This window comes from Desulfobulbaceae bacterium (assembly GCA_013792005.1).
In the GTDB taxonomy this organism is placed as follows: Bacteria; Desulfobacterota; Desulfobulbia; order Desulfobulbales; family VMSU01; genus VMSU01.
In genome coordinates, this window is the sequence record VMSU01000132.1 from 1 (window position 1) to 14,912 (window position 14,912).

Below are 14,912 nucleotides of genomic sequence, written 5' to 3' on the forward strand. Positions count from 1 at the left end.
GGAGCCGGCCCGGGTGCAGGCGGAATGGGCCATTCTGGCCATGTGGTTGTTCGGTTCCCGGTTTCTTTTGGTGGTCGGACCCGTAAGACCACCAGGATTAAATTTCTTACCGATGGCATGCTGCTGGCCGAGGCAGCTTCTGACCGAAAGCTCTCCCGCTACGATGCGATCATTATCGACGAGGCCCATGAGCGCAGCCTCAATATTGATTTTTTGCTCGGCATCATTAAACGGCTGGTCGTGCTCAGGCCGGATCTGAAGATTATCATTTCGTCAGCTACTCTCGATACCGAAAAGTTTTCCCGTCATTTCGATGGGGCCAAGGTCATCACGATTCCAGGGAAGACCTTTCCCATCGAGATTCGATACTGTCCGACTCCGGAGGCTGCCTCCGGGGCTGAACCGTCGATTGCCGAGCAGACAGTTGCGGTGGTGGGTGATATCGTCCGTCATGAACCATATGGGGATATTCTGGTATTCATGGCCACTGAGCGCGACATCGTGGAGGTGGTGGAGTCCTTGGACGGGGCAGGAGATGCCGGCAAGAATCTTTCGGTCCTGCCGCTGTTCGGGAGGCTTTCCGGTCGCGAGCAAAGCCGTATTTTTGTCGAGAGCAAACAGCGTAAGGTTGTTGTTGCCACCAACGTTGCCGAGACTTCGATTACCGTGCCAGGTATTCGTTATGTTGTTGATTCAGGCCAGGCCCGAATCTCAAGTTATAGTCCCAGGGCCAGGACCACTAAGTTGCCGGTCTGCTCGATCTCAAGGGCCAGCGCCGACCAGAGACGCGGCCGCTGTGGTCGTGTCGGTCCAGGTGTCTGTATCCGTCTTTATAGTGAAGAGGACTATCTGGCCCGTGAAGAATTCACGCCGCCGGAAATTGTCCGTGCCAATCTGGCTGATGTTATTTTACGGATGCTTGATCTGCGCTTGGGGCATCCAGCAAAATTTCCCTTTCTTGATCCTCCCCATCCCCGTGCCGTCAAAGACGGCATAGCCGTGCTGCGTGAGTTGTCTGCAGTGGAAGAGAGCGCTGAAGGGCCAGGATTCCGCCTGACCAAGCAGGGTCGGTTGATGGCCCGTCTGCCTCTTGATCCTTGTATTGCCAGGATGGTCCTCGAGGCCAGGGATCGCCGTGTCTTGCATCCGGTGATGATTATTGCCGCGGCCTTAAGCATCCAGGACCCTCGGATTCGTCCACTCGGGAGCGAAGGGTCAGCGGATACCGCCCATCGCCAGTTTGTTGAGCCGTCATCAGATTTTATTACCTTGCTGAATATCTGGCGTCACTATCATCATGTGGCGCGAACCGTGAACCGGTCCCGGCTGCGTAAATATTGTCAGCAGAATTTTCTGGGCTACCAGCGGATGCGGGAGTGGTGTGATATTTACGAACAGATCTGTCATACCTTGGAGGAGAATGGCAATTTTGTGGTTGAACCATGCCCTGGGGACCATGATGCCATCCATCAGTCCATCCTCACTGGAATCGTCCGTAATATCGGTTTTCGCAAGGAGAAGAATCTCTATCAGGGCGCCTTTGGCAAGGAGGTTATGGTCTTTCCCGGTTCGGGCCAATTCAACAAGACCGGGCAGTGGCTGATGGCGGCGGAAATGGTCGAGACCACCCGTCTCTATGCGCGAACAGTCGCCACCATCAATCCTCAGTGGCTGGAGAGGATCGCGGCGGGACTCTGCCACTCCTCTTACTCGGATGCGCATTGGGAAAAAAAACGCGGTCAAGTGGTGGCTTTGGAAAAGGTGACTCTTTTCGGTCTTCCCCTGGTTCAGGGGCGGCGGGTCAATTATGGACCGATCAATCCCAAGGAGGCCCGGCAGATTTTTATTCAGTCAGCCTTGGTTGAGGGCGAGGTGAGCCGTGATTTTGATTTTTTGAGTCGTAATCAAGAGTTGATTGCGGAGTTGCAGGAGATCGAAGATCGGATGCGACGAAGGTATCTGATTGACGATTACGCACTGGCTAATTTTTATGATCAGCGCTTGCCTGACCTGGTCTGGGACGTGGCTAGCCTGGTCCGGGTGCTGCCGCGGGTTGGCGCTATTTTGATGATGACCAGAGACGATCTTGTGGCCGATGACCCTGATGCAGAGCAACTCGAAGATTTTCCTTCCGAGTTGACTGTCGGGTCTTTTTGCCTGCCGCTCTTCTATAAATTCACTCCCGGAACCCGTGAGGATGGGGTCTCTGTTCATATCCCGGTAACAGCGCTGCCCCATATCAATCCGCAGATCTTTGACTGGCTGGTTCCTGGACTCATCACGGAAAAGATTACGTGCCTGCTCCGCTCTTTGCCTAAGACGATTCGGAAGCATCTGGTCCCAGTTAATCAGACTGCGGCAGATCTCTTTAAGCACGTTGATTTTGGCGTTGGTTCTCTTCCTCTGATGCTGGCCCGACTCATCGAACAGCAGTTTGGACTTGTGGTCGCCAAGGAGGATTGGCGTAGTGAAGAGTTGCCTGTTCACCTGCGGATGCGATTCTGCCTGGTAAGTGATGATGGATGCGTGATCAAGCACAGTCGAAATTTTGGCGATTTGTTTGCGGTCGAGACCAGGAAAGATGGGGGCATTCCCTTTGCTGATATCAGGAAGCAATGGGAGCGTGACGGAATTGCAGAGTATGACGATTCGATCCCCTCTCGTATCCCTGTTCCCTTGCAGGCCGGGGCTTTGGCTGGGTATGCCTTTCCCGCTCTCGTTGATATCGGCGGCAATAGGATCGGGTTGCGACTTTTTCTGTCAGAAGAGGAGAGTAGGCAAAAAAATCAATCAGGCTTACGTTTGCTGTATGAGCGAGATCTCGGTCCTCTGGTCAAGAGAGTTGCCAAGGATTTTGCGCTGCATCAACTCGATTGGTCCTTGTTTCAATGGCTGGGGAGCTTGAAATCGGTCAATGAACAGATGCAGCATTTTATCATCACCGAAATTTGTGATTTAAAACTAGGTTTGCCCAGCAAGGAAGAGTTTGAACATCGCCTGGTCAATTTTGCTGACGGCGAGTTTTACCGGCAGGCGGGAGATATCTTTACCCGGGTACGGAACTTGTTGGTAGAGCGGGCCGATACCGTGGCCCTGTGTGCCAAGTTCAAGGAGCTGGCTGTTAAGTCGCCATATAACGTTCAGCGGTTTAAGCGGTATGATGAAGCGCTTGCGCAGCTGTTGCCACATGATTTTCTGCAAATATTCGATCAGGGGGACCTGGATAGAACTCCTCGTTATTTGAAAGCGTTGCGGATCAGGATTGAGCGGGCTCATGTCGCGCCGGGTCGCGACCAGGAAAAGGAAGCGCAGGTTGCCCCTTTTGATGCCAAGGTGCGTGAACTTCATGACCGCCTCTCATTGATAGCGATTCCTGTTCAGCGGCAAGAGGCTGGGCCATTGGTAGCGGAATTTATTCGAATGGTCGATGAATTTAAGGTCTCGGTCTTTGCGCCTGAGATCAAAACCACTATCCCGATCTCTGTCAAGCGGTTGGAACAGAAGTGGCTGGAGATAAATCAGCGTCTGTAGCTTGCTATTCGGCATATCGAACTGCCTATTTAAGAAAAATGTGGATAGCGCAGCGCATCCACATTTTTCTCTATCCTCTTCATTGATGACCTCTGTAGTTCCTGGTTTTTTTAATTAACTTTTACCGATAATTACTTTATGATGTTAGTGTAACTACCTATCTGGGAGTGTCTTTGTCGGATCCTATTGATAATTATGGAGTTTTTTCCCATGAAAAAAGTACCCGTCATAGTGGCCTTAATTGCGGTGGGCCTGGCTGGTAATTATTTCGGGTATCCTGCCTTTATCAATGCTGATTACCTGTTCGGTAGTTTTTTTTCGATGCTTGTTTTGCAGGTTTTTGGTTTCATCCCGGGCATCATTGCCGCATTTATTATCAGTGCGGGCACTTTTTTTACTGCCTATCATCCTTATAGCTTGCTTGTTCTGGTCGGTGAAGTTGTTGTCGTTGGCTGGCTGTATTCCCGAAACAAGGGCTTTGCCTTTGTTTTCATGGACACCCTGTACTGGCTGATTATCGGGATGCCAGTGGGGTATCTCTGTTCCCGTTTTTCCTTAGATCTCGATTCGAGTCTATCATTTATTTTTATGTTCAAGCAGGCGATTAACGGTATCTGTAATGCCTTAATGGCCAGGTTGCTGTTTATGTTTTTGCAGGTTAGGGGCCGGGATTATATGTTCCCATTGCGAGAGGTGATCTTTAACTTTCTTGCTTTGTTTATGTTGATCCCGTCTTTTGTTATTTTTACTTATGAGAGTCGGCGTGACTTTAATCAATTTGACAGGGGGATTCGTCAGGCACTGCTTGGGGAATCTCGACAGACGGTCAATTCGTTGAACCTCTGGCTGCATGAGAAGATTATCAAGGTAAATAGTCTGGCGTGGCGCAAGACGCATTATAAAGAGGTCTCTCAGGATAATCTTGATGCCATACGTGAGTCTGATTTTGATCTCTCTATGATTGGTTTTATTGATAAAAATGCCATGAGCACAGCGTTTTCTCCTGTGGTTGATGACCTTGGTGCCAGCACCATTGGGCTCGATTTTTCTGACCGGCAGTATCTTGTTGAGTTGAAGCGAACCTTGCAGCCTCAGCTTTCGGAAGTTGTGTTGTCCAAATTTGGCGAGCCTGATCCTATTGTTGTGTTGGCTGCGCCTGTTCTTGCTGATGGAATATATGATGGTTATGTCGCCGGAATATTTAATATCATCCAGATCCGGCAGATTCTTACCTTGGCCGCTTCTGATGATGGGTTGGATCTTACCCTTATTGATAAAAATGGGCTGGTTATTGTTTCTACCCATCAAACACTATCGATTATGGCCCCCTTTGCACGGTCAGCGGGAGAACAACAGGCATTGGCAGATGGCTTGGTGCAGTGGACCCCGGATCTTCCTCGATTAAATTCGTTGTATGAACGTTGGTGGAATACGGTCTATTTTATTGAAAGCGAGGTTGGCAATCATGGGGAGTGGACGTTGATTGTTGAGCAATCGGTTGCTCCATATCGGATGGAACTTACCGGAATGTACGCTAATCAACTGGAAATAGTTTTTGTTATTCTTATTCTTACTATGATTTTTGCACGGTTGATCAGCCGGAATATTCTTGGCTCGTTTGGTCAACTCCATGACATTTCGATTCAATTACAACATGATGTAACATCTGTCGATCAGGTTGTCTGGCCGAAAAGTATGGTGAGCGAAGTGGATTATCTCATTGGTACAGTCAAGGATATAGCCACTCTCCTGGTATCAAAAATTCGTGAGGTTATTTCTGTTAATGAAAATCTTGAGACGCGAATAGCAAAGAGGACCAGGCAGCTTGCAGAGCTGAACTCAAACCTTGAAACGCAGGTGAAGGAAGAAGTTGAACGTCGTCATAAACAGGAACAGTTTTTGGTTCAGCAGGCGAAACTTGCGGCCATGGGTGAGATGCTTGGAGCGATCGCTCATCAATGGCGTCAACCCTTAAACACCCTCGGGCTTTGTGTTCAGAATATCAAGGATGCCTATCGTTTTGGCGAATTAGATCAGGGCTATCTTGATGCGACTGTTGATCAGTCCATGGCCCAGATTGCACAGATGTCGAAGACTATTGATGACTTCAGGGATTTTTTCAGGAAGGATAAAAATATAACCAGGTTTGATGCCATGGCGGTGGTTGGTGAAGTTTTGAGTCTGTTCTCTCCCCAGTTGAGAGTTCACGATATTCGTTTTGTTCTTTCATGTTTAACCCATCAGCGATCATTTGACAGAGTTGAAGATATTGTTTTGTGTCCAGAAAAAGAGATGGAGGGAAGTAAAAACGAATTTAAACATGTGATTTTGAACCTGATCAGCAATGCCAAAGATGCAATCTGTGAACGTAGGGGAGTGGAGGGGAAGCTCTTCTCCGAATCTGGATATATTATCTTTGATTTCTCAACTGTTGAGAAGGAGATAGTTATCACGGTACGAGACAATGGGGTTGGTATATCTGCGCAACTTCGTGATCGGGTTTTCGAACCCTATTTTACGACGAAGAAGCCTGGGTGCGGCACAGGAATTGGCATGTATCTGGCGAAAATTATTATTGAGGAGCACTTCCACGGCAAGTTGACTGTGGGAGAGAGTGAACAAGGTGCAGCTTTCGTTATCACCGTGCCTGCAGGAGGAATTGAGACGCAAGGGAAATTGTAACCGTTCACCAGGGGGCACCGAAACTACAGGTAACCCCGGAACTGTAAACGATCACAGCGCTGCAGATGCGCGAAAGAGGCCTGTGCGCTATACATATGGTATGCGAACCAGGCCGATGACAAAGCAGATGCGGCGCTGTTGAACGGTTACGGGAAATTAAGTTTAGTAACTTAAATCCAATTGAGGTGAAAAATGGAGAGCAATCAACAGGGCCTGAAGATTTTGTGTGTCGAGGATGAGCCTGGGATCCGTGAACAGCTCTTACGGTTGTTACAACGCCGAGGGAACAAGGTGCTTGGTGCCAAAAACGGTAAAGAGGGTTTGGCGCTTTATCGGGAGTATAGCCCGGAAATAGTTGTCACCGATATTAGGATGCCGGTTATGGATGGGTTGACTATGATCAAGGAGATTAAAGAGATTTCTCGTGATGTCAAGACAATCGTCACGACCGCGTTTACTGATTTTTCATATATGATGGATGCTATCGATTTGGGGGTAGATCATTATGTGGTGAAGCCTATTAATATAGATAATCTATTAGGCTCGATCGATAAATGTGCAGAAAACATTTCTTGCCGGACTGTGGCCCGTCAATATCTGAAGGAGCGGGAAAAGTTGATTACTGAACTTCATGCCGCACTGAATAAAGTTAAGCAACTCAGCGGCTTTCTGCCGATTTGCGCCTCATGCAAGAAGATCCGAAATGACAAGGGGTACTGGCAACAGATCGAGTCCTATATCAGGGCTCACTCCGAGGCCGAGTTTTCCCATGGCATTTGCCCCGACTGTGCCTATAAACTCTATCCAGAGTGTTTTTCGAAAAAATGAGGTGAGACCTTCTGGGGGAGTTGTTAAGGGCCGCCTTCAATCTCAATCGAGCGCAGCATTTCGTCAATGACCTTGAGTCCGCCATCCCAGAAGGATCGCTCGGTTAAGTCGATGCCAAAGGGCAGGAGCAGATTCTGTGGTGATTGGCTGCCTCCGGCCTTGAGCAGGGTAAGGTATTTTGGCACAAAGGCTGTCGGGTTTTCCCGGTACTTGGCATAGAGGGCGAGGACCAGGAGTTCGCCGAAGGCATAGGAGTAGACATAACCCGGGCTGTTGAGGAAATGGGGAATATATGACCACCAGAGGCCATAGTCGTCAGTCAGGGTAACGCTATCGCCAAACATCTCCTGCTGGGTTTGCCGCCATAAGACGCCTAATCGTTCGGCAGATAACTCCCCTTCCTGCCGGCGTGCGGTATGGCTTAATTCTTCAAAGCGGTTCATGGCAATTTGGCGAAAGACCGTGGCAAAGATGGATTCGAGTTTCTGAGCAATAAAGGCTGTCCGTTGTGCCGGGTCGGACAATTCTTCGAGTTGATGGGAGAAGAGGATGAGTTCAGCGAATACGGAAGCGGTCTCAGCGAGGACCAAAGGGGTGTCACTGTTCAGGTAGCCCTGCTTGGCAGCCAGGTGCTGATGGATACCATGGCCAAGTTCATGGGCTACGGTTGACACGTCGCGGATATTACCGGTGTAGTTGACCATGATGTAAGGGTGAACATTTGGGGTGCAGGGGTGGGCAAAGGCCCCTCCACGTTTACCTTCCACCAGAGGTGCATGGATCCAGCGTTTATCAAAAAATAGTTCGGCGATTTCACCCATCTCTTTGGAAAATCCGGTAAAGGCGGTGGAGACCATCCGGCGGCATTCACTCCAATTCACCAGCTGGTCCGGAAGTTTTGGCAGTGGCGCATAGCGGTCATAATCACAGAGTTGGTCTAGGCCCAGGAGTTGTTTCTTTAACTGGTAGTAACGGGCTGGGATGTCGTAGCGGCTGGTTACGGCCTCAACCAGCACGGAGACGGTATCATCGTCGACTTCGTTGTAGAGGTTCATCGCGCTCAGCCAACCTGGGTAATGGCGGAGCCGGTCGTCAATCATCTTGTCAGCCAACAGGGTGTTGGTGATATGGGTAAGAATATGGAGCTGGCTGTTTAACCCTTGAGTCAGGTCATGAGCGGCCTCTTGCCTGATGTCACGATCAGCGTGGTAAAGATCGGACAAAACTTCTTCTTCGGATCGTTGCAGACGACCGAATTTCATCTGGCCCAGCACCTTTTCAAAGAGCAGAGTCCAGGAACCGCGACCGACAGGAGCAATTTCTATGAGTAGTGATTCCTCAGGATGGCTCAGGAGGTGCGGCGCGTAGCGGCGAAGGCTTGTCAGGTAGTGACGGTAGTTGTCGAGTTTAGAGTCTGCCAGCAAGGGGGTGACGACCTCAGCTGAGAGGGCGCTCCATTCCAGTTCAAAGAAAACGGTCTCTTTGGCAATCGCGCTGTTTTTCTCACGAATTTTCTGTAAAAAAGCGCCAGCTTCAGGATTGTGGGTCTGGGTGGTGAAATTGAGAAAGGCAAAGGTGCTGAGTCGCGCCCGGTCAACGGCCAAGAGTTCCATTCGGGAGACAAGATCGAGCAGTGCAGCGGCGGTGACGGTCGCAATGTTGCCGTTGAATTCGATGTTGATTTGGGCAGCAGCGCTCTGACAACGGGTGAGGTCTTCTTCAATGCGCGGATCATCGATGCCTAGGTAGAGGTCGTCGAGATGCCACAGGACTTCGGTGGTTCCAAGAGATGTGTTTAATTCAGTCGACATATCGCTCTCCTTGTTAAGGGTGAATCATTGAGGATTCGGCATGAGGTGGTGGCGGTATAATTTTCTGGTGGTGTGGTGCTGTTAATTAGGGGACGAAAAGAGTAAAAACAAAAGCCCCGGCCGATTAAGGCACGGGGCTTTTGTTTTAATGACCACCAGATTACTTATTGTGGTTCGTCATGGCAGATATCACAGCTTTGAGAAATGGTCTTGCCCTCGGCGGTGGAGTGCTCTTCATCGTGACAGCGCCAGCAACCCCAGCCTTCTTCAGCGCGTTGATGTCCAAGGTGGGAACCGTATGTACCCCATTTTATATTCATATTTGGCCAAATGTTGCCAAGGTAGGTCTCGAGCAGATATGCGCCAGCCTTTCTGAGGTCAGCATCGAAACGTTTGACGTAGTCAATGCCTTGACGGTTGGTCTGTAGTTCGATCAGGCGATTGGTTATCTGGGCCTCAGCCTCTTCTCTGGTGTTGTATTCTGCCGTTAACACTGTCAGGCTGTCTTCGCGGATGCCGATGATATCGCCATTGATTTTTTGGCTGATCAGGCCGAAATCAACCCGTTCCTCCGGAAGATCATATGTATGGGTAGGACGATTGTGACAGTCGATGCAGTCCATAGTCCGCCATGCTGTGTGCTCTCCTGTTTCGGACTGATCCAACTCCGCCGGAATTTCTACTCCTGGTTTGACATACTCGTCGCTGCTGCCATCGGGGCGGGTGACTTTGACTTTGGCAATCTGGAGACGTTTACTGTCGGTGGCCAGGTATTTGACTTCAACGTCCTTTGATACATGCCAATGAATTCCTTCGAATTGACCGGTTATCTTATTGTGACCACCGATGTGCAGGGCAATATCAACGTTCTGGGCTTCCTTCTGATTATCGTTGGTGAAGTGAGTGAAGGTCTTGACCTTTTTGCCGCTGAACTTTTCAGGCCAATGGCAATGCTCGCAAGTATCACGGGCAGGACGAAGGTGCTCGACCGGGGCCGGAATCGGACGGCTGAAACTGTTGGTTGCCACGGCTAGAACCTGACGAAGTCCTGAAACTTTTGCTCGTACGAACCACTGGGCTCCCGGTCCGATATGGCACTCAACACAGACGACTTTTGCGTGCGCTGAACGAGTATAAACCGTATATTCAGGATCCATGACGTTGTGGCAGACCTTGCCACAGAAATAAGGAGAGTCTGAGAATTCGTAACCGAAGTAGCCGATAACCGAGAGCAGAGAGAAGAACAGAACGGTAAGGACGATAAAATAAACCACCATCTTACGGTGACGATGGTCACTCAGGTTGATCTGCAGGTGATCCTTGGCAATACCGTATTTTTCCCATTGACGACGGCGGAGGTAGGCGGCAACAGGAATCAGAATCAAACCGGTAATCATACCGCCAGGCAGAACCAGGAAGGCGAGCAGCGGCACATAAGGGTTGTGGGTCAAGCCTAAAACTTCAACGATAAGGCCGATGAACATCAGGGTGGAGCACACTGTGAGCAGGATAACGCCTAAAATGCCAAGCGGTGATCTCCACATGCCTCTAACTATATGACCCCAGGGGCCACGATGATGGTGTTGTTGGTCAATGTCAGACATTTGATTCTTTCCTCCTTGTTTTTGATGCATTTTCCGGTACGCTACAATTCAGAGTGTCCGGGATTATTCTGTTGAACACAGCTATCCTCCAAGTCTATAGCCGCACAAACTTAATATATTTTACTGAAAAGCACAACGGGCAAACGTAAATTATCCACAAGGTTTTTTTGTAGATTTTTTTATGCGTTATTTCAAAGTGTTGGTTGTTGTTGTTGGACTATGTAGATGAAATTATGCGTAGTATTACTGGTGGTAATTTGTGGAAAAAGGTATGGGAGTCACTGGTAATTATCCGAAGTCATATGATTATTTCTTAAGCATCAAAATATACTACTGAGTAGCTCGACATGAGTCTGCTTGTGGGGATTCTATTTTCATGTCAAGTGAACAGCCAAGCAAGCCGCGACCAATCCTGACTCCTGACTTTTTACGGACTGTCGGCCATGGTCCTGGCGTCTATTTGATGAAAGACGCCGGGGGGCATGTGCATTATGTGGGTAAGGCTCGTGATCTTCGTCGTCGTTTGGCGTCTTACCAGCGCTATCTGGATGGGGGGAGGAACAAGACCTCGATCATGCTCGGTAAGACTCGCCTGATCGAGATCATCCTTACTGCCACTGAAAAAGAGGCGCTGCTCCTTGAGGCCTCGTTGATCAAGCAGCACAAGCCAAAGTACAACATCATTCTTAGGGATGATAAAAACTACCCGTATATCATGGTTACGGTGAAGGAGAGGTGGCCTCGACTGGTTGTCACCCGCCGTCGGGTCAAGGATCAGGCCATCTTTGGTCCATTCTCTTCGCCATCAGCCATGTGGGAAACAATACGGCATCTGAATACCCTCTTTCCCCTTCGCCGTTGCAAGGGAGCTGAACTCTCTGTTCGTAGCCGTCCCTGTCTTAATCACCAAATGAATCGCTGTTTAGCTCCTTGCCATGGAAATATCACCCAAGAAGCGTACCGTCAGATGGTTGATGATCTGCTTTTGGCCTTGGCCGGTAAAAATAAGGAGTTGATCCGGCGGCTCAAGGCAGAGATGCTTCGTGCTTCAGACTCCCTTGATTTTGAACAGGCAGTTATCCTTCGCGATAAGATTCAAGCGTTGACCAAGACCATGGAAAAACAAGTTGTTGTCGCCGGTCATGGTAAGGATCAGGATGTCTTTGGTTTCTCCCGTCATGGCGCCGTTGCTGCCGTTGCGATTCTACTGGTAAGGGGTGGTGTTGTTAACGGTCATCATCATTTTTTTCTTGAAGAACCCTTTGAGGACGATACCTTGGTCTTGACCGAAGTGATTGAACGTTTTTACGGAACTGACCACTACGTTCCAGGCGAGATCCTGATCGGCACTGAGCCAGAGAGCCGTGAAGTTATCGAGGAGTGGCTTGCTGATCTGGCGGAACGTCGAGTTGTTATCAAGGTCCCACAGCGTGGCGATTTGGTAACTTTACTCGCCATGGCCAACCGTAACGCTGAACAGGTGATTGTCGATCATTTGACCAAGGAGGCGGCATGGTCGACAATGGCGGCGCGGTTAAAGAACGTTCTTCATCTTGATCATATTCCTGATCGGATTATCTGCATGGATATTTCCAATCTGGGCGGAGAGCAGTCGGTTGGAGCGGTGGTCAGTTTCAAGCAAGGCAAGAAAGCAGCTGATGAGTACCGTCATTATAAAATTCAGACCGTGGCCGGCCCAGACGATTATGCATCCATGGCCGAGGTGCTGCGTCGGCATCTGAGACGAGCAGAGGCTGAGGACGTAATGCCTGGTCTTTTGGTGGTCGATGGCGGCAAGGGGCAGCTTAAGGTGGCCGTTGAGGTGGTGCGGGAGCTTGGTCTTGATGGTTGTCTGGACTTGGTCGGGATAGCCAAAGAGAAGGACGAGGAAGGTGAGAAACTCTTTGTTCCTGGGCGTAAGAACCCCATTCTCTTGGCCCGTCACACACCGGTTTTGCTCCTGCTCATGCAAATCAGGGATGAGGCGCACCGCTTTGGAATCACCTTTCATCGGAATTGGCGGGGTCGTGAGGCGTTGCGCTCTCGGCTTGATTTGGTCCCCGGCATCGGCCCAGCTCGTAAGAAGGCATTATTGACCGCTTTTGGCAGCATCGGGGCGATAGCTACGGCTACACCGGAGGAGTTATCATCTATTCCCGGGATCACTCTCGGGCTGGGGCAGACAATTTTGGCTATTTTGAACGAATCTATCATTAATTTTCCAACAGATGAGGTAGCAAATGAGTGAGATGGAACCGGAAGGCTCGATTCTGCAGCGTGATAAGAAGACATTTGCCATTGTGCCCAGGACGCCGCTGGGCATGGTCAGTGCCGATGCCCTGGAGGCCATCGCTGCGGTGGTTAGAAAATATAAGATCCCGGTTGTCAAAATTACCTCGGGACAGCGTTTGGCTCTGATTGGACTGGAGCAGGATCAGCTTGAACCGGCTTGGCAGGATCTGGGGATCGACATTGGTTATGCTCATACCTCTGCCTTGTGTTTACACTATGTGCAGGCTTGTCCGGGCAACAGTGTCTGCAAGTTCGGTTTGGACGATTCTTTGGGAGTGGGAACGGAGCTTGACCAGGCGTTGAGCGGTTTGACCTTTCCTGCCAAGATCAAGGTTGGAGTGTCGGGTTGCCCGATGTGTTGCGGGGAGAGTTTTTTGCGTGATGTGGGCCTTTTTGCTAAGAGTAAGGGGTGGACGGTTGTTGTTGGTGGCAATGCCGGAGGACGACCGCGGATTGCTGATATTCTGCAATCCGATCTGAATCGTGAGGAGGCGGTTAAGTTGATCATGAAATTTCTGCAATATTATCAGGTCGAGGGTAAGCCGCGGGAGCGGAGCGCTCGTTTTTTGCAGCGGGTAGGCATTGATGCGGTTAAGCAGGCGGTGTGCGGGGAGTAAACGTTCACCGGGCACCCCATCTGCTTTGTCAGCGGCCTGCTCATGTGCAACTAGCACACTTCGCAGACCGCTTTCGCGCATCTGGGGTGCCTGGTAAACGTTTACAGCCCGGTAAAATACGCACGTTCAACGCTTCTGGTGAACGATTACTGCGGGGAGTAGTGGCGCTGTGCGGTGTTGTCTCGTTTGAATCTTCATTTTTTGCTGAGGTAGCATTCTGAAGCACTATATGATTTTGTAAAGAATATTCTCTTGCAGATTCAATCAAATTGTCGTTATCCGTGGATCAGGGATGAAGTGATCTTTCAGGTTGCTGCAATCTTTAACGGTTAGTCCTGGTAGTATTTTATTCTCCTTATAGTTATCTTGGCCCGATTCCGATTCCGCACCATTTGCGCTCTATCTGCTCCAGGCTGCTAGTTGTGAAACTTCAGCACGTAACCGTGTTAAGGTTCCAGGGGTGTTGAATAATTTCCGGCACAGCTCGCATTTACTATAGGTTATAATCTCGCGAGCCTTCATCCCGGCATAGGATGCAATGTTGGTTATCCCCATGGTTCTGATGAGGTTGTATAACTGGTCTGTTTCGGTTTTAGTAAAAAGCTGTTCTATTGTATTGTCGTTTAGGTTCCCGAGGTGGAAAAAGCTTGTTTCCGGGAAATGGCTCCCTGCATCACAACAGGCGTACATATCAAGATCAGGGGTAATATAGGGATTCATGTCGCAGCAGTTTGCCTGATAATCGGTCATGATTTTTCTGCGTTTGAAAGATGCTGCACGACCTGCATATATGACGGGTTCAGGGAAAAATATGAGACCATGATCCCGTAGAAACTGTTCATACGGATCATCCTCTATGGAAAAATCGGTAATAAAGGAAATGAAATAATTTACCCCGATCTTTTGGCAACTGCGTGCCGCATTCACTACATTGTTCCGGTTTATATTCTTCTGGTGCCACCTTGAATAACTCAATCTCAATTGGCAAAGCCCGTTTTCTTTCAATTCTGCAACCAGACTTTCGGAAGCATCTGCTGTCTTTGCCCAATAACTATTGGTAACAATTCTCGTATATATTCCGATTTGTTTGCAGAGTTTGACGAGTTCTACGATTTCATTGAAATACAGAAACGGTTCACCAGCGGAAAAGCTTATTCCGCCAACACCTGCCTGGGCCATTTCAACAATAATTTCTTTTGCCTTATTCTGATCCATTTTCTTGCTATCAGGAATATCTTCCGCAGCCACGCAATGCTCACACTTGATATTACAACTGGTTGAGTATCCAAAAGCTAATTTGCGCATATTTAGAAGTAATCCTTTCGGTTTCTGTCAGGAGCAACCCACAACACCGCATCGAAAATAAATCTGTATTTACTACGTATAATCGTTTAGTTACAAGTACGACGTACAAATGGCTAAATTGCTGAGATCAGGAGGTCTGAAGTTCGACACTGATCAACGATTCTCACTCCTGCCTGAGCCTGTTTCAGCGCCCCAATAATCTGCTCTTCTGTGAATCGTCTCGATTTCATTGTCTTCCTCCC

At 49.2% G+C, this 14,912-nt stretch carries 9 protein-coding genes; 5 read left to right on the forward strand and 4 right to left on the reverse strand.

Going from position 1 to position 14,912, the window contains the following annotated elements; translation table 11 throughout:
* Window positions 1-24 precede the first annotated feature (24 nt).
* The 3 genes from hrpA (at window position 25) to FP815_07720 (ending at window position 7,041) form a co-directional block, all read left to right on the forward strand.
* A complete protein-coding gene (gene hrpA, locus FP815_07710) occupies window positions 25-3,531 on the forward strand; it encodes an ATP-dependent RNA helicase HrpA (GenBank protein MBA3014827.1) in 3,507 nt (1,168 codons plus the stop codon).
* A gap of 195 nt (window positions 3,532-3,726) precedes the next feature.
* On the forward strand, window positions 3,727-6,213 hold the full coding sequence (locus FP815_07715) for a hypothetical protein (protein ID MBA3014828.1): 2,487 nt from the start codon (window positions 3,727-3,729) through the stop codon (window positions 6,211-6,213).
* 192 nt (window positions 6,214-6,405) lie between these two features.
* Window positions 6,406-7,041: a response regulator gene (locus FP815_07720; protein ID MBA3014829.1), complete on the forward strand. Its 636-nt coding sequence runs from the start codon at window positions 6,406-6,408 to the stop codon at window positions 7,039-7,041.
* 23 nt (window positions 7,042-7,064) lie between these two features.
* Here FP815_07720 and FP815_07725 read toward each other — a convergent pair whose 3' ends face one another.
* Together FP815_07725 and FP815_07730 are read right to left on the reverse strand one after the other, a co-directional pair.
* Window positions 7,065-8,852 (reverse strand): M3 family oligoendopeptidase, encoded by a 1,788-nt coding sequence (locus tag FP815_07725; protein MBA3014830.1) that lies wholly within the window; start codon window positions 8,850-8,852, stop codon window positions 7,065-7,067.
* 164 nt (window positions 8,853-9,016) lie between these two features.
* Complete coding sequence (locus FP815_07730; GenBank protein MBA3014831.1) at window positions 9,017-10,486, reverse strand: cytochrome C; 1,470 nt, start codon at window positions 10,484-10,486, stop codon at window positions 9,017-9,019.
* A gap of 346 nt (window positions 10,487-10,832) precedes the next feature.
* Here FP815_07730 and uvrC point away from each other — a divergent pair, with 346 nt between their 5' ends.
* Together uvrC and FP815_07740 are read left to right on the forward strand one after the other, a co-directional pair.
* Window positions 10,833-12,704 carry an excinuclease ABC subunit UvrC gene (uvrC, locus tag FP815_07735; protein MBA3014832.1) on the forward strand — a complete coding sequence of 624 codons (1,872 nt, stop codon included), beginning with the start codon at window positions 10,833-10,835 and terminating at the stop codon, window positions 12,702-12,704.
* Window positions 12,697-13,365, forward strand: a complete 669-nt coding sequence (locus FP815_07740; protein MBA3014833.1) for an NAD(P)/FAD-dependent oxidoreductase — start codon at window positions 12,697-12,699, stop codon at window positions 13,363-13,365. Before uvrC ends, FP815_07740 begins: the two co-directional genes overlap by 8 nt.
* A gap of 399 nt (window positions 13,366-13,764) precedes the next feature.
* Here the strand turns inward: FP815_07740 and FP815_07745 are convergent, their stop codons facing one another.
* Entirely contained in the window at window positions 13,765-14,670 is a 906-nt protein-coding gene (locus FP815_07745) for a radical SAM protein (GenBank protein MBA3014834.1), read from the reverse strand.
* Window positions 14,671-14,783: 113 nt separating this feature from the next.
* Complete coding sequence (locus FP815_07750; GenBank protein MBA3014835.1) at window positions 14,784-14,900, reverse strand: transposase; 117 nt, start codon at window positions 14,898-14,900, stop codon at window positions 14,784-14,786.
* Window positions 14,901-14,912: the final 12 nt, after the last annotated feature.